Annotated in this window: 17 protein-coding genes; 11 read left to right on the top strand and 6 right to left on the bottom strand. The window is 67.5% G+C overall.

What is annotated here, in order from left to right:
• A partial coding sequence (locus tag AC1RVW_RS05885) for a lactonase family protein (RefSeq protein ID WP_493198608.1) occupies nucleotides 1-1,352 on the top strand: 1,352 nt, incomplete at its 5' end.
• Nucleotides 1,353-1,354: 2 nt separating this feature from the next.
• Here the strand turns inward: AC1RVW_RS05885 and AC1RVW_RS05880 are convergent.
• A complete protein-coding gene (locus AC1RVW_RS05880; protein WP_493198605.1) occupies nucleotides 1,355-2,338 on the bottom strand; it encodes a GlxA family transcriptional regulator in 984 nt (327 codons plus the stop codon).
• A gap of 83 nt (nucleotides 2,339-2,421) precedes the next feature.
• Between AC1RVW_RS05880 and AC1RVW_RS05875 the strand changes: the two genes are divergently transcribed.
• The gene (locus tag AC1RVW_RS05875) at nucleotides 2,422-3,651 is read left to right on the top strand and encodes an MFS transporter (protein ID WP_493198603.1); all 1,230 of its coding nucleotides are present in this window, start codon (nucleotides 2,422-2,424) and stop codon (nucleotides 3,649-3,651) included.
• A gap of 662 nt (nucleotides 3,652-4,313) precedes the next feature.
• Nucleotides 4,314-5,750 carry an aminotransferase-like domain-containing protein gene (locus AC1RVW_RS05870; protein WP_493198601.1) on the top strand — a complete coding sequence of 479 codons (1,437 nt, stop codon included), beginning with the start codon at nucleotides 4,314-4,316 and terminating at the stop codon, nucleotides 5,748-5,750.
• Between the two features lie 22 nt (nucleotides 5,751-5,772).
• Here the strand turns inward: AC1RVW_RS05870 and AC1RVW_RS05865 are convergent, their stop codons facing one another.
• The 3 genes from AC1RVW_RS05865 to AC1RVW_RS05855 are packed head-to-tail and all read right to left on the bottom strand — an operon-like array spanning nucleotide 5,773 to nucleotide 10,767.
• On the bottom strand, nucleotides 5,773-6,507 hold the full coding sequence (locus AC1RVW_RS05865; protein ID WP_493198599.1) for an amino acid ABC transporter ATP-binding protein: 735 nt from the start codon (nucleotides 6,505-6,507) through the stop codon (nucleotides 5,773-5,775).
• 19 nt (nucleotides 6,508-6,526) lie between these two features.
• Nucleotides 6,527-7,786: a M20/M25/M40 family metallo-hydrolase gene (locus tag AC1RVW_RS05860; protein ID WP_493198615.1), complete on the bottom strand. Its 1,260-nt coding sequence runs from the start codon at nucleotides 7,784-7,786 to the stop codon at nucleotides 6,527-6,529.
• A 14-nt stretch (nucleotides 7,787-7,800) separates the two neighbouring features.
• Nucleotides 7,801-10,767, bottom strand: coding sequence for an FAD-dependent oxidoreductase (locus AC1RVW_RS05855; RefSeq protein ID WP_493198597.1), 2,967 nt, complete (start codon nucleotides 10,765-10,767; stop codon nucleotides 7,801-7,803).
• A gap of 105 nt (nucleotides 10,768-10,872) precedes the next feature.
• Between AC1RVW_RS05855 and AC1RVW_RS05850 the strand changes: the two genes are divergently transcribed.
• The 5 genes from AC1RVW_RS05850 (at nucleotide 10,873) to AC1RVW_RS05830 (ending at nucleotide 15,684) form a co-directional block, all read left to right on the top strand.
• Nucleotides 10,873-11,769 carry a dihydrodipicolinate synthase family protein gene (locus AC1RVW_RS05850; RefSeq protein WP_106938311.1) on the top strand — a complete coding sequence of 299 codons (897 nt, stop codon included), beginning with the start codon at nucleotides 10,873-10,875 and terminating at the stop codon, nucleotides 11,767-11,769.
• A gap of 62 nt (nucleotides 11,770-11,831) precedes the next feature.
• The gene (locus AC1RVW_RS05845) at nucleotides 11,832-12,662 is read left to right on the top strand and encodes an ABC transporter substrate-binding protein (protein WP_493198594.1); all 831 of its coding nucleotides are present in this window, start codon (nucleotides 11,832-11,834) and stop codon (nucleotides 12,660-12,662) included.
• Nucleotides 12,663-12,702: 40 nt separating this feature from the next.
• On the top strand, nucleotides 12,703-13,422 hold the full coding sequence (locus tag AC1RVW_RS05840) for an amino acid ABC transporter permease (protein WP_081267648.1): 720 nt from the start codon (nucleotides 12,703-12,705) through the stop codon (nucleotides 13,420-13,422).
• Nucleotides 13,423-13,447: 25 nt separating this feature from the next.
• Nucleotides 13,448-14,902: a dihydropyrimidinase gene (gene hydA / locus AC1RVW_RS05835; protein WP_409196604.1), complete on the top strand. Its 1,455-nt coding sequence runs from the start codon at nucleotides 13,448-13,450 to the stop codon at nucleotides 14,900-14,902.
• Nucleotides 14,903-14,997: 95 nt separating this feature from the next.
• On the top strand, nucleotides 14,998-15,684 hold the full coding sequence (locus AC1RVW_RS05830; RefSeq protein ID WP_081267650.1) for a GntR family transcriptional regulator: 687 nt from the start codon (nucleotides 14,998-15,000) through the stop codon (nucleotides 15,682-15,684).
• A 21-nt stretch (nucleotides 15,685-15,705) separates the two neighbouring features.
• Here AC1RVW_RS05830 and AC1RVW_RS05825 read toward each other — a convergent pair whose 3' ends face one another.
• Together AC1RVW_RS05825 and AC1RVW_RS05820 are read right to left on the bottom strand one after the other, a co-directional pair.
• Nucleotides 15,706-15,921, bottom strand: a complete 216-nt coding sequence (locus AC1RVW_RS05825) for a DUF3606 domain-containing protein (protein WP_081267651.1) — start codon at nucleotides 15,919-15,921, stop codon at nucleotides 15,706-15,708.
• A 189-nt stretch (nucleotides 15,922-16,110) separates the two neighbouring features.
• Nucleotides 16,111-16,944 carry an IclR family transcriptional regulator gene (locus AC1RVW_RS05820; protein ID WP_493198591.1) on the bottom strand — a complete coding sequence of 278 codons (834 nt, stop codon included), beginning with the start codon at nucleotides 16,942-16,944 and terminating at the stop codon, nucleotides 16,111-16,113.
• A gap of 160 nt (nucleotides 16,945-17,104) precedes the next feature.
• Between AC1RVW_RS05820 and AC1RVW_RS05815 the strand changes: the two genes are divergently transcribed.
• The 3 genes from AC1RVW_RS05815 to AC1RVW_RS05805 are packed head-to-tail and all read left to right on the top strand — an operon-like array spanning nucleotide 17,105 to nucleotide 19,813.
• Nucleotides 17,105-18,403, top strand: a complete 1,299-nt coding sequence (locus AC1RVW_RS05815; RefSeq protein ID WP_081267803.1) for a 3-isopropylmalate dehydratase large subunit — start codon at nucleotides 17,105-17,107, stop codon at nucleotides 18,401-18,403.
• Entirely contained in the window at nucleotides 18,400-18,933 is a 534-nt protein-coding gene (locus AC1RVW_RS05810; protein WP_106938315.1) for a 3-isopropylmalate dehydratase small subunit, read from the top strand. Before AC1RVW_RS05815 ends, AC1RVW_RS05810 begins: the two co-directional genes overlap by 4 nt.
• A gap of 16 nt (nucleotides 18,934-18,949) precedes the next feature.
• Nucleotides 18,950-19,813 (top strand): branched-chain amino acid ABC transporter permease, encoded by an 864-nt coding sequence (locus tag AC1RVW_RS05805; protein WP_081267654.1) that lies wholly within the window; start codon nucleotides 18,950-18,952, stop codon nucleotides 19,811-19,813.
• The last annotated feature ends 9 nt before the right edge of the window (nucleotides 19,814-19,822 follow it).

Below are 19,822 nucleotides of genomic sequence, written 5' to 3'. Positions count from 1 at the left end.
GGGGCGGGGAGGGCGGCTTCTTCCCGGTCATTCCCGCATCCTCCTCGACTCCACCCGCGTCGACGCCTGAGCCGTCGCCGCCGCCGGCTGCACCGACTTACGCCGTGAGCGGCACGGTCACCGGGCTGCTGGGCTCGGGCCTCGTGTTGCAGAACAACGCCGGCGACGACCTGCCCATCGCCGCCAACGGCCGCTTCAGTTTTGCGACACCGCTTGCCGGCGGTGCGAGCTATACGGTGTCGATAAAGTCGCAGTCCAAGATCCTGACGCGCGTATGCACCGTCGCCAACGGCAGCGGAACCATCGCAGCGGCCGTGGTGGACGACGTGCAGGTCGTCTGCACCGAGCCTCCTTCGCGCTTTGCCTATGTGTCGAACGGCGACAGCAACAGCGTGTCTGCCTACACCGTCGATGCGTCGACAGGAGCGCTGCGCGCTGCGACGACGCTGTCGGTGCCGAGTCCGTACGCGCTGACCGTCGATCCCTCGGGCCGCTTCGTCTACGTTTCGAGCACGTCGGGCGCCGGCGTGTCGGCGTATTCCATCGACCGTGCGACAGGTGACTTGACTGCCATCGGCGCGCCATCCGTGGCAGTTGGTGCCATCTCGGCAGGGATGGCGGTGGACCCCACCGGCCGCTTCGCCTACTTCGTGAACCTGGCGGGCGACCGCGTGCTGGCTTTCGACGTCGATGCGAATACGGGCGCGCTGAGTTCGATGGCGGTGTCGTCCGTGGAGACCGGCGGATCGCCTTACGGTATAGCCGTGGACCCCACGGGCCGCTTCGCCTATGTGGCGAACACCGGCGACGGTACCGTGTCGGCCTACAACATCGATGCCACGTCCGGAGCGTTGAGCCCGATGGCGATTCCCACCGTGACGGCCGGATCCGGAGCCCGCGACATTGCCGTGGATCCCTCGGGCCGCTTTGCCTATGTTTTGAACCAGGGCGACAGGACCGTCATGGCCTATGCCATTGACCCCGTGTCGGGCGCGCTGACGCCGCTTGCAGCAACGCCGCCCGCGACAGGTGGCGGTCCATTCAGCATCACCGTGGACCCGAAGGGACGCTTTGCCTACGTGGCTAACCTGGACAGCCACAACGTGTCGGCCTATACCTTGAACGCCTCGACCGGCGTGCTGACGCCTGCGGTGACGCCGACGATTTCCACCGGCAATCGTCCCGCCTCCGTGGCGATAGACGCGAGCGGCAAGTTCGCCTATGTGGCGGACAACACGGACGGCAAGGTGTCGATCTACACCATCGATGCGGCGTCGGGTGTGCTGGATCCGCAAGCGGCGCTGACGGTCAATGCCGGACAGGCGCCGAACAAGATCGCCTTGTCGAGGTGAGCTCAGGCACGAGGCGCCCCGGCGGGCGCCGCCGCTCGCGCAATGCGCCGCAAGGCCTGCGGCGGCTGGCCATACACGCGCACGAACGCGCGCCGCATGCGCTCCGGATCCTCGAAACCGGTGAGCCGCGCAACCGCTTCGATGCTGCTGTCGCCGCCTTCGATGTGCGTGCGTGCAACTTCGGCACGGATGCGCTCCACGGCCTTGGCGGGCGTCTGTCCCGTCTCTGCCTTGAAGGTGCGCATGAACTGGCGCGGGCTCACGCAAGCCACTTCGGCGAGCCGGTCGATGTCGAGGTCGGCCGTGAGGTTCTCGCCGATGTGTGCGAGCACGGCGCGCATGCGTTCGCTCTGCGGCGCGAGGTCCTGCAGCGCGGAGAACTGCGACTGGCCGCCCGTGCGCCGGTGGTAGACGACCATCTCGCGCGCCACCGCGCCCGCGATGTCGGCGCCGAGATCCGCCTCGACCAGTGCCAGTGCGAGATCGATGCCGGCCGCGATGCCCGCCGAACTCCACACATGGCCGTCGCGCACGAAGATCCGATCGGCATCGACGGTGATGGCGGGATAGTTGCGTTGCAGCAGCGCGGCCTGGCGCCAGTGCGTGGTGGCACGTCGCCCGTCTAGCAGGCCCGCCTCGGCCAGCAGGAACGCGCCGGTGCACACGCTGGCCACGCGCCGCTTCGCTGCCAGCGCGGCGCGCAGGTGTTGCACCAGCGCGGGCGTGGCCGCGCCGGGCTTTCGTGCGCCCTGGCCGCCAGGAACGATGACGGTGCCGGCCTGCGAATCGCGCCACGAGCGCGTCTGCATTTCGAGTCCGGCCGAACATGCCACGCGGCCCCCGCGTTCGGAAAGCACCGCGATTTCGTAGGCCGGGCCGCGCCGGCCGCGTCCGATTTCCGCGGCCACCTGAAACACCGACAGCGGGCCCGCCATGTCGAACAGCTGGAACTCCGGAACGAGCAAGAAGGAGACAAAGCGGGTCATGTCGTTTAACGAGGGAAGTATGTCATTCGTGCCGGAGTGTCGTTGCCTAGAGTGCAGGCTGTCAAACCCGCTCCTTCGCTTTCATGACCGACAACACCGCCACCATCTCCACCGGCCGCCGCGATGCGCGGGTGCTCGCGATCTGCCAGGGTCTCTACACGGCGGCCGTATCGATCGACCTCACGCTCACCGCGCTCACGGGCCACATGCTCGCGCCCGACAAGTCGCTGGCGACGCTGCCCTTTGCGCTCATCACGGTGGCGGGGGCGGTGGTGACGTGGTTCGCGTCGCTGCTGATGCAGCGCATCGGGCGGCGTGGCGGGTTCGCACTGGGCGCGCTCGCGGGCACGGCGGGCGGCCTCGTGTCGGTGTGGGCTGTCTTTCACGACAGCTTCTGGGTGTTCTGCGCCGGCACGGCATTGGTGGGCGTCTACCAGGCCTTCGCGCAGTTTTACCGGCTGGCCGCGGCCGACGGCGTGGCGGTTGCCGACAAGAGCCGCGCCGTGTCAACAGTGCTGGCCGGCGGCGTGATCGCGGCTGTCGCGGGGCCGGCGCTCGCGGCCTGGAGCAAGGACCTCTTTCCGCCAGTTCTGTTCGCGGGGGCCTACCTGATGGTGGCGGTGCTGGGTGCGATCTCAGTTGTGTTGATCGTGGCTCTTTACCGCGACACGCAGATGCACTCCGCGGCGAGCGGGCCTGTCGACACGCGGCCGGCCCGGCCGCTGGGCGAGATCGCAAGGCAGCCCATCTTCATCGCCGCGCTGGCCAACAACGTGGTGGGTTCGGTGTCGATGATGTTCGTGATGACGGCCGCGCCGCTCGCGGCCGTGGCCTGCAACCACTCCATCGACGACGGCGCGGGCATCATGCAGTGGCACCTGGTGGGCATGTATGCGCCGGCGCTGTTCGCGGGCGCGCTCATCCAGCGCTGGGGCTTGCCGCGTGTGGTGAGCCTGGGCATGTTGCTCAATGTCGTGTGTTCGGTTGTCGCGATGAGTTCGACCACGCTGCCTGCCTTCTACGCGGCACTGTTCTGCCTGGGCGTGGGCTGGAACTTCATGTTCGTCGGCGGCACCACGCTGCTGGCGCAGTCATATCGCCCGCAGGAGCGCGGCCGTGCGCAGGGCGCCGCGGAGTTGCTGCGCAATGTGTGCACGGCTTTCGCGACGCTCGCCGCAGGCCCCGCGCTCGATCACTTCGGCTGGGCGCCGCTCAATGCAGCGATGCTGCCGGTGGTGCTGCTCGCTGCCGCCATGACGTTCGTATGGACGCGTTCCGCGCGCGCTGAACGGCTGACGAGCCTTCGCGGGTGAGCCGTTTTTGTGGTGCTGTGGCGATCGTTGCGATCAAAATTACATGCAATGTATCTTATGTTAATTTTGACTGCTCGCAAAGGAGAGTTGCGGTTAGAAGCAAAGCACGAATTACGAATTTTCCTGCGTACAAGAAAATTCGTATGGTTGGAAAACGTAGCGTGCAAATCGCGACGAGGTTATCGAAAACTTCCAATAACTACATGGTCAGGTCCAAACCCATCCTTTTGCAAAATTCAAGGGTAAGGAACAACATAAGGAAAGACGAAGCGACGAATGCCAATCCCACCTTGATGGACGTGAGCAACACGGCAGCCGTCTTTTGATTCTTGTATTTCTGTCCTCGAACGTAATGCCACTTCACGGCCAAATACATGCCGACGCTGAGCACGAGGATCTTGAAAATAACAAAAGAAACAGGAATCGAATTCATGATTTAAAGGAAATGAAAAGCCAATCTGGTAAAGCTACCGACTGGCACCACAGAAGCACTTTCAACGTGTTGTCGAGTGTTCACTTTTCAGACTGATACGTACAGAACCAGATCAGCTCCAGATTTGCATATCAGATGCTGGGCGGCCGGCAGTCGCGCCGGCGCATGCCGACGTCTGATACGAAAATCTGTGAAACGGTCCCGAATGACCGTATCAGGAGGAATGCCCATGAACCGCTACGAGAAGCTCGCCGACAACATCGCTCAGCGCATTCGCGCCGGCAGGCTGAAGGCGAACGATCGCCTTCCCTCGGTGCGCGAACTGAAGTCGCAGATGGGCATCAGTGCGTCCACCGTGTTCTCTGCTTACTACCTGCTGGAGGCGCAAGGGCTTGTCGAAGCGCGGCAGCGGTCGGGATACTTCGTTCGAGCGGGCGCGGAGACGACGGCCAACGAACTCGCCGCCAGCGCGCCTGTCCTCCGGTCCATGTCAGTCGACGTCTCGTCGCTCGTCTTTCAGGTCCTTGCACAGGCGCGCGAGCGCGACATGGTCCCGCTCGGCTCCGCCTTTCCGTCGCCAGAGCTGTTTCCCTTCGAGCAACTCGCCGCCGGCCTGACGCGAGCGCTCAAGCGGATGGATCCTTGGCAGACCGTCGAGGATCTGTCACCCGGAAACGCGCTTCTACGCCATCAGATCTCCCTGCGTTACGGCAGCGTCGGAATGGATGTTTCCGCGTCGGAACTGGTCATCACCAGCGGGGCGATGGAAGCACTCAATCTCGCGCTCGAATCGGTGACGCAGCCGGGCGACGTGGTGGCGATCGAAACACCGACCTTCTATGGTGCGTTGCAGGCACTGGAGCGGCGCGGTCTTCGCGCAGTCGAGGTCGAGACCCACCCGCGTACAGGCGTAGATCTCGACTCGCTTGCGCGCGTGATCGACCAGCATCCGGTGAAGGCCTGCTGGTTCATGCCGACCTTCCAGAATCCGATGGGCTGCACCATGAGCGACACAGCCAAGGAGCAACTGGTCGGCATGCTCGCCACCCGTTCCATACCGCTGATCGAAGACGACGTGTACGGCGAGCTCGCGCATGGCGCCCGCAGACCGCCACCAGCCAAGGCCTGGGACCGGGACGGCTGGGTGCTGCACTGCAGTTCTTTCTCGAAATCCCTGGCACCCGGATATCGCATCGGTTGGGTGGCGGGTGGCCGCTTTGCAGCCACTTTGAGCCGGAACAAGTTGATGAGCTCGCTGGCGACGGCCCTCCCCTCCCAACTGGCGTTGCAGGAGTACCTGCAACACAAGAGTTTCGATCGTCACCTGCGCGTACTGCGGCATTCGCTCAGCCGCCAGCAGGCTGAATGCTTGCGACTTGTAGATCGATACTTTCCGGCTGGCACGCGGGTCACGCGCCCCGAGGGTGGCTATTTCCTGTGGCTCGCGCTGCCGGAAGGTGTCGACTCCCTCGCACTGCACCAGGACGCTCTTCGGCTCGGCATAGGCGTAGCGCCGGGGCATTTGTTTTCAGCCGACCGCCGCTACACCCGGCACCTGCGCATCAACTACGGGTATCCCAGCGACCCGCGCCTGGAAGGGGCGATCAGGAGTCTTGGAGATCTCGCCAACGAGCAGCTCAAATCTAAAACCGGAAAATCGGGGTGACCAGGCTCGGCAACCGCCGGCGTCAGTGCTGGAGAATCTTCGAGAGAAACTGCTGCGCCCGGTCGGAGCGGGCCGACGGGTCGCCGAAGAACTCGTCCTTGGCGCAGTCTTCCACGATGCGGCCGCGGTCCATGAAGATCACCCGGTTCGCCACTTTGCGCGCGAACCCCATCTCGTGCGTGACGCACATCATGGTCATGCCCTCGCGCGCCAGGCCGACCATCACGTCGAGCACTTCGTTGACCATCTCGGGGTCGAGCGCCGAAGTGGGCTCGTCGAACAGCATGGCGACGGGGTCCATGGCCAGCGCGCGTGCAATGGCCACGCGCTGCTGCTGCCCGCCCGACAGCTGGCTCGGGAACTTGTGCGCATGCGCACGCATGCCCACGCGCTGCAGCAGCGCCATGGAAGCGGCGCGGGCTTCGGAAGCCGAGCGCTTGAGCACCTTGACCTGCGCGATCGACAGGTTGTCCTCGATCGACAGATGGGGAAACAGCTCGAAGTGCTGGAACACCATGCCGACGCGCGCGCGAAGCTTGTTCAGGTCGGTCTTGGGGTCGCCGACGGACACGCCGTCGACCGTGATGCGCCCCTGCTGGAAAGGCTCCAGCGCGTTGACGCACTTGATGAGCGTGGACTTGCCCGAGCCCGAGGGCCCGCAGACCACCACCACTTCGCCCTTGCGAATGTGGGCGGTGCAGTCGGTCAGCACCTGGAAGGCGCCGTAGCTTTTATTGACGTGGCTGATTTCGATCATGGCTCGGCTCCTTGGCGCTTCAGCGCGTCAACAGGTGGTGCAGCGTGTTGGCGACCACGCGGGTGGCCTTGCGCAGTTCGTCCAGCGGCACACGCTCGTCGGCACGGTGGCCGTTGGCTTCGAGCAGCGATTCCGGGCCCGCGCCATACATCACGGTGGGAATGCCCGCCTCGCTGTACAGGCGTGCGTCGGTGTAGAGCGGCACGCCGATGGGCGTGACCGGCTTGCCCATGACGTCGCTGGCCTCGCGGCACACCAGGGCGGCCAATTCGTCGGCGCCCGGCGCCGGCGCGAACGGCCGTGCCAGCAGGATCTGGCGGATCTCCACCGAAATGCCGGGCAGCGCGCGGCAGGCCGATTCGATCACTTCGCGCAACTCGGCCTCCACCGCCTCGGGCGATTCCTCGGGCACGATGCGCCGGTCGATTCGCAGGCTCAGTGCATCGGCCACCACGTTGGTGTTGATGCCGCCGGCAATGAGGCCGACCACCATGGTCGGGTGCGTGATGCCCGGCGTGCGCGAGGGCCGGTCGGCCAGACTGTCGCGGTAGCGGTACAGCGCAGGCAGCAACGTGGCGGCGGCCTCGATCGCGTCGTGGCCGGTGTCGGGCCGTGCTGCGTGTGCCGAGGTGCCGCGCACCGACACCTCCAGGTGCAGGCAGCCGTTGTGCGCGACCACCACGTGGTGCGAGAACGCGGCGGAGAGCACGAAGTCGGGCCGGCTCAGGCCCTTCGACAGAATCCATCCGGGGCCGGTCACGCCGCCGGTTTCCTCGTCGTAGGTCAGGTGCAGCTCGACCGTGCCGGCCAGCGGCGTGCCCGATGCGGCCAGGTGTTTGAGCGCGCGCATCGCGAACGCGTAGGTCGTGAAGTCGGATTTCGACACCGCAGCGCCGCGGCCGTACAGCCAGCCGTCGCGCACCTCGCCGCCATAGGGGTCGACGCTCCAGCCGGCGCCCGGGGGCACCACGTCGCCGTGGGCGTTGAGCGCGATGACAGGGCCTTCGCCGAAGCGCTCGCGAACGATCAGGTTGGTCACGCTGCGCATGCCGTGCGCGGCGGCGTACTCGGGAGGCACTGCATGGCGCTCGACCTCGAAGCCCATGGCTTCGAGCAGGCGGGCGGTGAGTTCGGCGTGCGGCGCGCAGTCCCCGGGCGGGTTGTCGGAGGGGCAGCGCACCAGTTCGGCGAGCGTGCTCAACTGCTCGTCGAAGTGGGCGTCGATGAACTGGCGCAGCGAATCGCGCGCAAGGGTGAAGGCGGGGGCGTGGTCGGTCATGTCGATCATGGCGGTCAGAGAAAGCGTTCGATGCGAAAAGGCGTGATGTCGAAGTCGGTGCGCCCGCGCACGATCAGCTCGGTGACGAGTTGTGCGGTGACGGGCGCGAGCGTGTAGCCGTTGGAAGTCACGGCGTTGAAGAAACCAGGGCATCCCGGCACCTCGCCGAGGATCGGAGCGCCGTCGATGTTGACGTTCATGCCCGCCCAGCAGCGCACCATGTGCAGGCCGCGCACCGCGGGCAGCACGCGGCGCGCGACCCACAGGTTGCCCTCGATGCTGTCGCGCACGGCGCGGTTCAGGCGCATGTCTTCGTTGAAGGCGGCGGTCCAGCCGCCGCCGACGATGAGCCCGCCGCTGGCCGCCTGCTTCAGGCTCAGGTGCCGGTCGGCATGCGCGACCAGGTGATTGACCAGCGGCGGCGCGGGCTCGGTCACGATCATCTGCAGCGGCGCGCCCTTCACCGGGATGGTGATGCCCAGCATGCGGCCGATGGCGCTCGACCAGGCGCCGCTTGCGTTGACCACGCGCCCCGCATGGATGACACCGCGCGACGTGCGCACGACGTAGCCGGCGACGTCGCCCGGCAGCCGCTCGATGGCCTGCACGTCGCAACCGCGCAGCACGCGCGCGCCCTGCTGCTGCGCGCGCCGTGCCACGGCGTAGGTCGCCCGCAGCGGGTTGATCTTGCCTTCCATCGGGCACAGCTCGGCGCCGAGCAGCTCGCCCGAGAGCGCGGGCGACAGGCCGCGCAGGTCGGCGCCGTCGATCACCTGCGCATCGATGCCGTGGCGCCGCTCCAGCGCGGCCTTGGCCTCGAGGAAGCGCATGCCGGCTTCGCTGTCGGCGACCATGAGGCCGCCGGTGATCTTGATCTCGAGGTCTTCGCCGCAGTCGGACTCGATCTCCTGCCACAGGCGCACCGACATCGGCCCCAGCGGCAGCGTGGCCGCGGCGGGGCCACCGCCCTCCTGGGCCTTGGCGCCGAAGTCGAAGGACAGCAACTGCACGTGCAGGCTGCCCGCATTGGCGCCCGAGGCCTGCAGGTTGAGGTCGTCGCGGTCCACCACCGTGACGTCCCGGCCCGCCTTCGACAGGAAGTAGCCCAGGCATGCGCCGAGCACCCCCGCGCCGATGACCAGCACGTCGGTGCGCAGCGGCTCGAAGGGCGCGTGCTCGACCGGCCGTGCGAGGTTGGGTGTGATGGCGGGCTTGTGGCCGCCCCATTCGGGCTTCTCGAAACCGAGCGCGCCGGCGGGCACCGGCTTGGCGGGCGGACGCGGCGCGAAGTACTGCTCGACCTCCGGCGGCCGGCCGGTGAGCTCGGCCACCAGCCGCCCGGCGGTGACGGCGCAATAGCGTGCCTGGCAGCGCCCCATGCCAAGGCGCGTGTTGCGCTTGATGGCGGCCAGGGTGTCGGCACCGGCACGGATCTGCTCGCGCACCGAGCCGAAGCTGACTTCCTCGCAGCGGCACAGCAGGGTGTCGTCGGGCACAGCGGCCAGCGTGACGGGTGGCGGGGTGTAGATCGACCACAGAGCCTGCTGGAAGCACTCGGCGCGGTGCAGGCGAGCCGGTGCGTCGGCCAGCGCCGCCGACGCTTTCGCCCGTAGGCCCAGGTTGTGCGCGGCCGCGGCGCCGGCCAGCGTGCCGCGCGCCAACGCCACGCGTGAGCCGCCCAGGTCGGCACCGTCGCCCACCACGTAGACGCCGGGCACGCTGGTGGCGCCGTCTTCCTGTGTGATGGTGGCCAGGTGTCCCAAGTGCCGGTCGGCGAGCCGGTGCGCGCAGCCGAGCATGCGCGCGAGCTCGGTCGAGGGGATGAAGCCATAGCCCAGGCAGAGCGTGTCGGCCTCCAGCGCGCGCTGGGTTGCCGGCACCGCGCGGCCTTGGGCGTCCACGCGTGCGATCTCCACGCGGCGAAGGCCGCTCGTGGCGTCGGCATCGCCCTGCGCCTCGACCACGGCGTGCCCCCACAGCACCGATACGCCGGCGGCGCGCAGCCGCCGCAGATAGCGCCAGCCGTCGACCACCAGGTCGGGCGCGGTGCGGGCGGCGGCCAGCAACTGGCGCCAGTGGCGCAGCGACGGGCGCGGCGCCGACTCCAGCACGGCAACCACTTCAGCGCCGCCAGCCAGCAACTCCGCGGCCAGTTGAAGGTTGAGCGGGCCGTTGCCCGCGATGACCACCCGGCGGCCCGGCGAGACACGGTAGGCGCGAGCCAGCGTCTGGCCCGCGCCGGTCGTCATCACGCCGGGCAAGGTCCAGCCGGGGAACGGCACCGGACGCTCATAGGCGCCGGGCGCGATCACGAGCTGGCGGCATTCGATGACCGTGGCGCGCCCGTCGATGAGCGCCGCGACCTCCGTCGGCGAGAAGGCGGCCCAGACCTGGGCGCCCTGGATGACCGTGACGCCGGCGGCGCGCACGTCCTGCGCCAGCGCCAGCGCCTGGGCGAACTGGCGGTCTGCCGGCGTGGCTGCGCGATGGGACGGTGCGAGCGGCTTGTAGAACTGCCCGCCTGATTCCAGGCGTTCGTCGAGCACGAGGACCTCGGCGCCAGCCTGGCGCGCGGCCAGCGCCGCCGAGAACCCGGCCGGGCCGGCGCCCACGACCAGTACATCGACCTGCCGCCGGGCGGGCTCGGCGCCGGCGTCGGGCGTGAGCGGCTGCAGCGGGTCGTCCGGCGTGCCGGCCGGCAAGGTGGAGCGCACCTGCTGGCCGTCGGCCACCTTGGTCAGGCAGGCGCGCTGGCTGGCCTGGCCGTCCACCGTGACCAGGCAATCGAAACACGCGCCCATGCCGCAGTAAAGGCCGCGGCGCTCGCCGCCGCGGGTATGCCGCATTGCCTTGATGCCACTGGCCGCGAGCGAGGCCGCAATGGTCTCGCCTTCGAGGCCGTCCACCGGCTGGCCGTCGTACCAGAAGCGCACGGGACGTCCGGCCGTGGCGATCGAGGGGTGGTTCAGTCTGGCGCTCATGGGCAGGTGCGAGGAAAAAACGGAATCCGCGTTGACGCGTTTGAATGTATACGTATACTACACGTATACGTATACTTCGTCATCCGATTTTCCAAGGACTGCCTCATGACAGCGTTCCGCGGCACCTATACGGTGCTCATCACCCCTATGACCGACGACGGCCTGCACGTGGACGTGCCGGCACTGAAGAAGCTGGTCAATTGGCAAATCGAGGAGGGAATCCACGGGCTGATCCCCTTGGGCAGCACCGGAGAGTTCCTGTCGCTGACGCCCGATGAGCGCCAGCTGGTGATCGAAACCTGCGTGAGCACTGCAGCAAAACGCGTGCCGGTGCTGATCGGCACCGGCGCGGAGTGGACCGACGAATGCGTGCGGCTGAGCCGCGAGGCGCAGAGCATGGGTGCCGACGGCGTCATGATCATTCCGCCCTTCTACAGCACGCCCACCGACGACGAGTTGTTCGCGCACTACCGCAAGGTGGGCGAGTCGATCGACATTCCGATCATGGTCTACAACAACCCGGCCACCGCCAACGTCGACCTCAAGCCGGAACTGGTGGCCCGCCTCTCGCGCATCGACAACTGCAAATACATCAAGGAGTCGACGCTCGAGGTGACCCGTGTGCGCGACATCATCGAGCTGTGCGGCGACCGCATGACCGTGTTCGCCGGCATCCTCGGCTACGAGTCGTTCTGGCTCGGCGCGCAGGGCTGGGTGGCCGTGTGTTCCAACCTGATCCCGAAGATGTCCGCGCGCCTGTTCGAGCTGGTGGCCGACGAGCGCGACATGCCCGCCGCACTCGCCCTCTACAAGCAGATGCTGCCCATCGTGCGCTGGGTGGGCGGCCACCGGTACGTCGCCGCCTCCAAGGACGGGCTCACGATGATGGGCCTGCCGGTCGGCAAGCCGCGCGCGCCCCGCCTGCCCCTGCCCGAGGCCGACGCCGCTGACTTGCGCAGCGCCCTCGCGCGCCTCGACCTGCTGGATTCGATCCACGCCTGAGCGCCCGCCCTCTTACCAGTTCACCTCGTCGCCTCGTTCGTTCATTCCTCAAGGACACTCCCATGAAACTGCTCTCCGCTCTCGCGTCGGCAACGGCACTCTTCGTCTTCTGCGCGGGCGCCGCGAACGCGCAGGCCTGCAAGTCGCCCGTGCCCGACTCGGCGCTCGTCAAGAAGGGCACGCTGACCATGTCGGTCAACCCCACCCTGCCGCCGATGCAGTTCGTCGACCAGACGGGCGCGCTCAAGGGCATGCGCGTGGAACTCGGCGAGGCCATCGCCAAGCGCCTGTGCCTCACGCCCGAATACGTCCGCATCGAGTTCTCCGCCATGATCCCGGGACTGCAGGCGGGCCGCTGGGACGTCATCAACACCGGCATCTTCTACACGGAAGAGCGCGCCAAGCTGATGCAGATGCTCATCTACGAAGACCAGGCCATCAGCATCAGCACCGCCAAGGGCAACCCGCTGAAGATCACCAAGCCGGACGACCTGTCGGGCAAGAGCATCGGCGTGGAGCTCGGCGGCTTCGAGGAGCGCAAGGCGCGCGAGCTCGACAAGCAGCTCGCCGACAAGGGCATGAAGGGCATGACCATCCGCACCTTCGAGAACTTCGCCATGGCGTTCCAGGCGCTGCGCGCGGGGCAGGTCGAGGTGGCCCTGTCGATCGACTCGACGGGTGCCGAGTACCAGAAGCGCGGCGACTTCGAACGCGTGCTGCATGGCCTGTTCCCCACGCCCGTCGCGCTGGCCGCGCGCAACAAGGACCTGGCCGCCGCGATGGCCAAGGTCATGAACGACATGAAGGCCGACGGCAGCTTCCAGAAGCTGTTCGACCAGTACGGCGTCAAGGCCGTCGACGGCGCGGTGAGCGTCAAGGGGCCGGCGGGCTGAGCCCCGCCGCCATCGCCATCGAGCACACCAAGGAACACTCATGGGACAAGGCTGGAGCTGGTCGGGGTTCGTCGACTACCTGTTCAATCCGTACATCCTCAGCGGCGCGGTGACCACGCTGTGGCTCACGCTCGCGGCCATCGCGGGCGGGCTGGTCGTGGGCTGCGCGCTCGCGCTGGCCCGGCTGTCGAGCCGCCGGTGGATCGCGGGGCCCGCGCACTTCTACATCTGGGTGTTCCGCGGCACGCCGCTGCTGGTGCAGCTGATCATCATCTACACCGGGCTGCCGCAGCTGGGTCTGAAACTGTCGGTCATCGAGTCGGCGCTTCTGGGGCTGATCCTCAACGAGGCCGCCTACCTGGCGGAGATCGTGCGCGGCGGCATCCAGTCGATTTCCGCCGGCCAGACGAACGCCGCGCGCGCGGTCGGCTTCAGCAGCGCGCAGACCATGCGCTACATCGTGATGCCGCAGGCCATGCGACTGATCGTGCCGACGCTGGGCAACAGCATCAACGGCCTGCTCAAGACCACCTCGATCACCTCCGTGATCTCCATGGAAGAGCTGCTGCGCCGCACGCAGGTGTTGATTCAGGAGAAGTTCATGGTGCTGGAGCTGTTCGTGGTCGCAGCCATCTACTACCTGCTGATGACCACCGCGTGGGACTTCGTCCAGCGGCGCATCGAGCGCCACTACGGCCGTGCCTACGGCAACGCGAGCGCGCCGGCGGTGCCCGCCGAACCGGCGCTCGAGCAGCGCTAGAAAGAAAGCCTCCGGAGCACGCCTCATGACCACTTACGACCTGATCCTGCGCAACGCCGACATCGCCACCGCGGGTGACCGCTACACCGCCGACATCGGCGTGCGCGACGGGCGCATCTGCGCCATTGCGCAAGGCCTCGACGCACGCGCCGGCCACGAGATCGACGCGCGCGGCCGGCTGGTGACGCCCGGCGGCGTGGACGGCCACTGCCACTTCGACCAGCCGACCAGCGACGGCTCGCGCTTCGCGGACGACTTTCTCACCGGCACGCGCTCCGCGGCCTGCGGCGGCACCACCACCGTGCTGCCCTTCGCCGCGCAGCAGAAGGGCCACAGCATCCAGGAGGCGGTGGACGACTACCACCGCCGCGCCGACGGCAAGGCCGTGATCGACTACGCCTTCCACCTGATCGTGGCCGACGCCACGCGCGACGTGACGCAGCGCGAGCTGCCCGCATTGATCGAGAAGGGCTACACCTCCTTCAAGATCTACATGACCTACGACGACCTCAAGCTGGACGACCGCCAGATCATCGAAGTGCTGGCCACCGCGCGAAAGCACGGCGCCATGACCATGATCCACGCGGAGAACAGCGACTGCATCGCCTGGCTTACCGAGCAGTTGCTCGACGCGGGGCTCACCGCGCCGCGCTACCACAGCAGCTCGCGCCCCATGGCGGTGGAGCGCGAGGCCACGCACCGCGCCATCGCACTGGCCGAGCTGGTCGACACGCCGATCCTGATCGTGCACGTGTCCGGCCGCGAGGCGGTCGAGCAGATCCACTGGGCGCGCGGACGCGGCCTGCCGATCCATGCGGAGACCTGCCCGCAGTACCTGTTCCTGAGCGCCGAGGACCTGGGCATCGACCCCGACGATCCGATGCATGGTGCGCGCTGCATCTGCAGCCCGCCGCCGCGCGACAAGGCCAACCAGCAGTTCATCTGGAACGGGTTGTCGAGCGGGTTGTTCACCATCTTCTCGTCCGACCACGCGCCCTTCAACATGGGCGGCAGCGACGGCAAGCGCGTGGCCGGCGACGACGCGTCCTTCGACCGCATTCCCAACGGCATTCCAGGCGTGGAAACCCGCTTGCCGCTGCTGATGAGCGAGGGCGTGCTCAAGGGGCGCATCGACATTCACCGCTTCGTCGAACTCACGGCCACCAATCCGGCGCGGCTGTACGGCCTCTACCCCCGCAAGGGCACCATCGCGGTCGGCAGCGACGCCGATTTCGTCGTGTGGGACGTGTTCGCCCAGGGGCAGGAGAAACTGCTCACCAACAGCATGCTCCACCACGCGGTCGACTACACGCCCTATGAAGGCATGCAGCTTCGGGCGTGGCCTGGCGTCACCGTCTCGCGCGGGCGCGTGGTGTGGCAGGACGGCGAGTTCCTGGCCGAACCGGGGTCGGGGCAGTTCCTGCCCTGCCTGCGGCCGCGCGTGCCGAACGACGGCAATCCGCTGGACAAATGGCTTTGACGCAACCGGGCCGCACCGCGATGCGGCCCTGCTAAGCTCTCCCGCCCCCACCGGCCTGCTTCGCGGCCTCCCTCGTGGCCTTTGTTCCTTTTCGCATGCCCAGCCTTCCAAGCCCCACGCAGCCTGCCACCATCACGATCGCTCCGCTGGAGGTGCGGTCCGCCAGCCTTGCCGAGCAGGCGTACGAGCGGCTGCGCACGCTCATCCTGGACCGCCAGATCTCCGCCGGCAGCCCGTTGCAGGAAGCCCGGCTCGCGGAAGACCTGCGCATCTCGCGCACGCCGATGCGCGAGGCGCTCGTGCGGCTGGCGGGCGAGGGCTTGCTGGTGCGGCGCGACGCACGCTCCTATGCGGTGCGCGCACTGGGCACCAAGGAATACTTCGACTGCATGCGTGCGCGCGAAGTCATCGAAGGCGAAGCGATCGCCATGGCAGTCGGCAAGATCACCGACGCGGAGATCGATGCGCTGGAAGCCGACATCCAGTCGCTGAACGCCGGCGAACACAGCGAGACCGAGCACTGGCATTTCGATGACCGGTTCCACCTGCTCATCGCCAGGGCCAGCGGCAACGTGGTGTTTCCGCGCCTGGTGGAAGAGCTGCGCGTCAATGCCCGGCTCTTTCGCCTGCACAGCCCGCTGCACAGGCAGCCGGAAAACCACGACGAGCACGGCGCGATCATTCGTGCCTTGCGCGCAAGGGATCCGGAAAGCGCGCGCGTGGCCATGCGCGATCACCTGCGAAGCCTGCAGGAAGACGTCAAGCGTGCGCTGACCGAGTAGGCCAGGGTACCGGCGCGCCTTCTATTTCCCCTTTCCAGCCGCGCTTGCGGTGTCCGCGTTCGTCGAGCTGCGGCTGCCCTTGAGATAGAGCTCCACATCGGCCGCCTTGTCGCCGACCTTGGCAATGGCCTGGGCCAGCTGTTCGTCGGTCACGTCGAATTCGCGCGTCCAGCGCGCGACCTGCGCTGCGTCGCTCTTGTCGATGCGGGGTGTCGTGGAATCGCCTGAATTGGCCATGAGATGTCCTGTGCGAAGTGGGTGGGGAAGTGGGTGGGTTGAGAGAAATCCGTTCGAAGCGGCTGTCCAAAAATTAGGCCGCGTACCCTGCCCTTCTTGTAGGAGCACAGGCCCTCGCCTTGCGCGTGCGTGCCGTGGGCCGGGCTTCGACCGCGCGGCGGATCCGAGGCGGCTGCCCGAGCCCCCCTTTCAGTCCACTTCCACGCCCTCGTCCGAGGCCGCCGTGGCCGAGCCTGCGGTGCCCAGCATGGACGCCTCGATCTTGCGCACCTCGCGTCGCAGCTCTCGCGCCATGTCCTCGCGACGATCCGCGCCCAGCCGCCCGGAGATGGCCGCGATGCTGATCGCGCCGACGGGGTTGCCCTTCGGGAACGCCATGCCGATGGCTCCGGTACCCGGTGTCACCGCGCTGTCGAGGAACGCGTAGCCCTGTGCCCTGCCCCGTGCCACCGCCTCGCGCAGGAAGTCCGCGGTGAACGATGCGAACTTCTCGTAGCGGTGGCCGTTGGCCTGGATGATGGCCTCGGCCTCCGCCTCGGGCATGGCGCACAGCATCGACAGGCCGCCCGCGCCCACGCCCAGCGGCCGGCGGATGCCGATGTCCAGCGGCATCGCCTTGATGGGAAAGTCGCCGAGCGCGCGGTTGGTGCACACGGCCTCCATGCCGCTGCGCTCGCTGAGATAGAGCGTGTCCTGCGTGACGTCGGCCAGCCGGTGCAGTGCACCGTCGCACAGATCGCTCAGCCGGTAGCGCGGCCGCGCGAGCAGGCCCAGCTCATGCAGCAGCGGACCGAGAAAGTATTTGCGCGTGGCCACGTCGCGGGCGACCAGGCCTTCGATCTCCAGCCGCGCCAGCATGCGCGCGCAGGTCGATTGCGGCAGGCCGCTGGTGGCCGCGATCTCGCCGATGCGCATGCCGCGCCGCCCGCGCGACGCCACAACGCGGAGCATGCCGACCACGCGCTCGATGCTCTGCGTGCCGGTGCGAGTGCTCTCACCTTGTGGCGATTGTTTTTCCGCCATGTCTGGCCTCCTGCTTTTGTCACCTGGGTGTCGCTTTATATTGCATCCACATTGTGGATATTTAAGGGTTAACCTCATCCGGAGCCACACCGCTGCTCATCTGTAATTCATGGAAGACGGCAATACATGCCGCCACATTGTGGATATCCAAGGAATGCAGATGCCCCAGACGATGACCGAAAAGATCCTGGCCCGCGCGGCCGGGCTTGCCAGCGTTCGCGCCGGCGACGAAGTGCTGGCCCGCCCCGACTTCGTGATCGCCTACGACTTCCCCGGCTACACCGACGTGTTCTTCAAGGAGGCGCGTGAAGAGTTCGGCGTGGACAAGGTGCCCAGCCCCGAACGCTTCGTGCTCTTCATCGACCACATGGTCCCGGCCACCGCGCCCAAGGAAGAAGAGCTGCACAAGGTTACGCGCGCCTGGGGCAAGGAACAGGGCGTGCCGGTGCACGAGCGCGAAGGCATCGGCCACCAGGTGTCGGCCGAGCTCGGCTACGCCACGCCAGGCGCCTTCGCGGTGCACTTCGACGGCCACGTGAGCCAGCTCGGCGCCTTCGGCACGCTGGCGATGGGCGCGCGCAAGAGCGTGCTTGAAACCTTCGTGAGCGAGACCATGGCGCTGACCGTGCCCGGCACGGTGAAGATCGAAATCACGGGCACGCTGCAGCCTGGCGTGATGGCGCGCGACGTGTTCCACCACATGGTGCGCGTGCTCGGTCCGTCGTCCTGCCGCTTCAAGGTGGTGGAGCTGTGCGGCCCGGTGATCGACGCGATGAGCATCGAGGGCCGCCAGACCATCTGCGGCCAGGCCATGTTCCTCGGCGCGACCACCATGCTGATCGCGCCCGACGCGAAGACGCTGGCCTACGCCGAGGGCCGCTCGAAGATCGCGCTCGCGCCGGTGTACCCGGACGCCGGCGCCGTGTACGACCGCGAGGTCAGCATCGACGTGAGCGACCTCACGCCCATCGTGGTGGCGCCGCCGAGCCCCGCGAACACGCGCGACCTGAGCGAGTACGCGGGCCTGGAGGTGCACACGGGCTACCTCGGCTCCTGCGCCAGCGGCCGGCTGGAGGACCTTCGCGCCGCGGCCGACGTGCTGCGCGGGCGCCGCATCAAGCCCGGCTTCCAGCTGCACGTGGTTCCGACGTCGCAGGCGATCATGTCGCAGGCCGCCAGGGAGGGGCTCATCGCGACGCTGGTGGATGCCGGCGCGTTCATCAGCTCGTCGAGCTGCGACTACTGCTACGGCCGCATCGCGACCATGACCGATGGCCAGCGGGCGGTTTCCACCGGCACGCTCAACACGCCCGGGCGCATGGGCAGCGCCGACTCGGAGATCTTCATCTGCAACGCGGCGGTGGTCGCGGCCTCGGCGCTCGAAGGCTGCATCGCCGACCCCCGGCCCTACCTGGCGCAGGCTGCGCAGGCCCGCGCCCTCGAAGGGAGCGCCGCATGAGCATGCCGAATCTGCAAGGCCGCGCGGCCTGGATCTTCGAGGAAGACGACTTCGACATCGACCTGATCGTCGGCATCAAGAACATCAAGATCACCGACATCCACGAGCTCGCCGCCGTCACCATGACGAGCTACGACCCCGCCTTTGCCGCCTCGGTGAAGAAGGGCGACCTGCTGGTGGGCGGACACAACTTCGGCTACGGCCATCCGCACTATCCGGCGATGCGCGCGATGCGGCACCTGGGCGTGGCGGGCGTGATTGCCGAGTCTTTCTCGCCGGGTTTCTTCCGCGGCGAGATCAGCATGGGTTTTCCGCTCGTCACCTGCCCCGGCATCCGCGAGATCACCAGCCGCTGGGATGAACTGAAGGTCGACTGGGAGGCCAGCACGGTGACCCATGTGGCCAGCGGCAGGTCGCTGCCCTTCGAGCGGCTGTCCTCCGTGGAGCGCGGCACGCTCGAAGCCGGCGGCTTCATCCCGTACCTGAAGGCACGGCTCGCGCGGCAGGGCGAAACCCCTGCGGCCGCCTGAGCCCGGAGCGCAACGCATGCTGCAGATGATCGTGAGCGGCGTCGCCCTGGGCGCCATCTACGGGCTCATCGCCCTGGGCATCGTGATGGTGTTCAAGGCGACGGGCATCCTCAACTTCGCGCATGGCGAGGCGGCCATGCTGTCGGCGTTCACCGCGTACACGCTGGTGCGGCTGGGCCTGCCGATGTGGGCCGTGGTGCCCATCGTGCTGCTGTTCGGCGCGGCACTGGGCATGCTGATCGAGCGCTTCATCATCCGGCGCTTCATCGGCAAGGCGCTGCTGTCGTCGGCCATCTGCACGCTGGGCCTGTTCCTGATCTTCGGCGACCTCGCCATCTGGATCTGGGGCAAGGACACGCAGGAGCTGCCGAGCGTGTTTCCCGCCGCGCCCATCGACGTGGGCGGCGTGATCGTCTCGGGCATCGACCTGGGCATCGTGGGCGTGTGCGCCGCACTGGCCGCAGCGCTGTTCGCGTTCTTCCGCTTCACGCGGCTGGGCATCGCGATGCAGGCGACCATGGAGAACCCGACGGCCGCGCGGCTCATGGGCATTCCCATCAAGCGCATCTACTCGCTGGCCTGGGCGCTGTCGCACGTGATCGCGGCGGCCGCCGGGCTGCTGATCGCCCCGCTGACCTTCGTTCATTTCTCGATGATGCAGAGCGCCCTGCACTTCGCGTTTGCAGCGGCCGTGCTCGGCGGCATCGGCAGCATGCCGGGCGCGCTGCTGGGCGGCGTGATCATCGGCGTGACTTCCAACCTCACCGGCGCCTACCTGTCCTCCGAATGGAAGGACGCGGTGCCTTTCATCGTGATGCTGGCCATCCTGATCCTGCGCCCGCACGGGCTGCTGGCGCGGCGCCAGGTCAAGAAAGTCTGAGCAGGCACA

It is taken from the genome of Variovorax sp. MPBD4-3 (assembly GCF_058809745.1).
This window is presented reverse-complemented; position numbering and strand designations above follow the sequence as displayed.

What these genes read in the sequence shown, in the direction of transcription:
- AC1RVW_RS05880 (WP_493198605.1), bottom strand. Translation starts at nt 2,338, where the DNA reads ATGACCCGCTTTGTCTCCTTCTTGCTCGTTCCGGAGTTCCAGCTGTTC.
- AC1RVW_RS05875 (WP_493198603.1), top strand. Translation starts at nt 2,422, where the DNA reads ATGACCGACAACACCGCCACCATCTCCACCGGCCGCCGCGATGCGCGG.
- AC1RVW_RS05870 (WP_493198601.1), top strand. Translation starts at nt 4,314, where the DNA reads ATGAACCGCTACGAGAAGCTCGCCGACAACATCGCTCAGCGCATTCGC.
- AC1RVW_RS05865 (WP_493198599.1), bottom strand. Translation starts at nt 6,507, where the DNA reads ATGATCGAAATCAGCCACGTCAATAAAAGCTACGGCGCCTTCCAGGTG.
- AC1RVW_RS05860 (WP_493198615.1), bottom strand. Translation starts at nt 7,786, where the DNA reads ATGACCGACCACGCCCCCGCCTTCACCCTTGCGCGCGATTCGCTGCGC.
- AC1RVW_RS05855 (WP_493198597.1), bottom strand. Translation starts at nt 10,767, where the DNA reads ATGAGCGCCAGACTGAACCACCCCTCGATCGCCACGGCCGGACGTCCC.
- AC1RVW_RS05850 (WP_106938311.1), top strand. Translation starts at nt 10,873, where the DNA reads ATGACAGCGTTCCGCGGCACCTATACGGTGCTCATCACCCCTATGACC.
- AC1RVW_RS05845 (WP_493198594.1), top strand. Translation starts at nt 11,832, where the DNA reads ATGAAACTGCTCTCCGCTCTCGCGTCGGCAACGGCACTCTTCGTCTTC.
- AC1RVW_RS05840 (WP_081267648.1), top strand. Translation starts at nt 12,703, where the DNA reads ATGGGACAAGGCTGGAGCTGGTCGGGGTTCGTCGACTACCTGTTCAAT.
- hydA (WP_409196604.1), top strand. Translation starts at nt 13,448, where the DNA reads ATGACCACTTACGACCTGATCCTGCGCAACGCCGACATCGCCACCGCG.
- AC1RVW_RS05830 (WP_081267650.1), top strand. Translation starts at nt 14,998, where the DNA reads ATGCCCAGCCTTCCAAGCCCCACGCAGCCTGCCACCATCACGATCGCT.
- AC1RVW_RS05825 (WP_081267651.1), bottom strand. Translation starts at nt 15,921, where the DNA reads ATGGCCAATTCAGGCGATTCCACGACACCCCGCATCGACAAGAGCGAC.
- AC1RVW_RS05820 (WP_493198591.1), bottom strand. Translation starts at nt 16,944, where the DNA reads ATGGCGGAAAAACAATCGCCACAAGGTGAGAGCACTCGCACCGGCACG.
- AC1RVW_RS05815 (WP_081267803.1), top strand. Translation starts at nt 17,105, where the DNA reads ATGCCCCAGACGATGACCGAAAAGATCCTGGCCCGCGCGGCCGGGCTT.
- AC1RVW_RS05810 (WP_106938315.1), top strand. Translation starts at nt 18,400, where the DNA reads ATGAGCATGCCGAATCTGCAAGGCCGCGCGGCCTGGATCTTCGAGGAA.
- AC1RVW_RS05805 (WP_081267654.1), top strand. Translation starts at nt 18,950, where the DNA reads ATGCTGCAGATGATCGTGAGCGGCGTCGCCCTGGGCGCCATCTACGGG.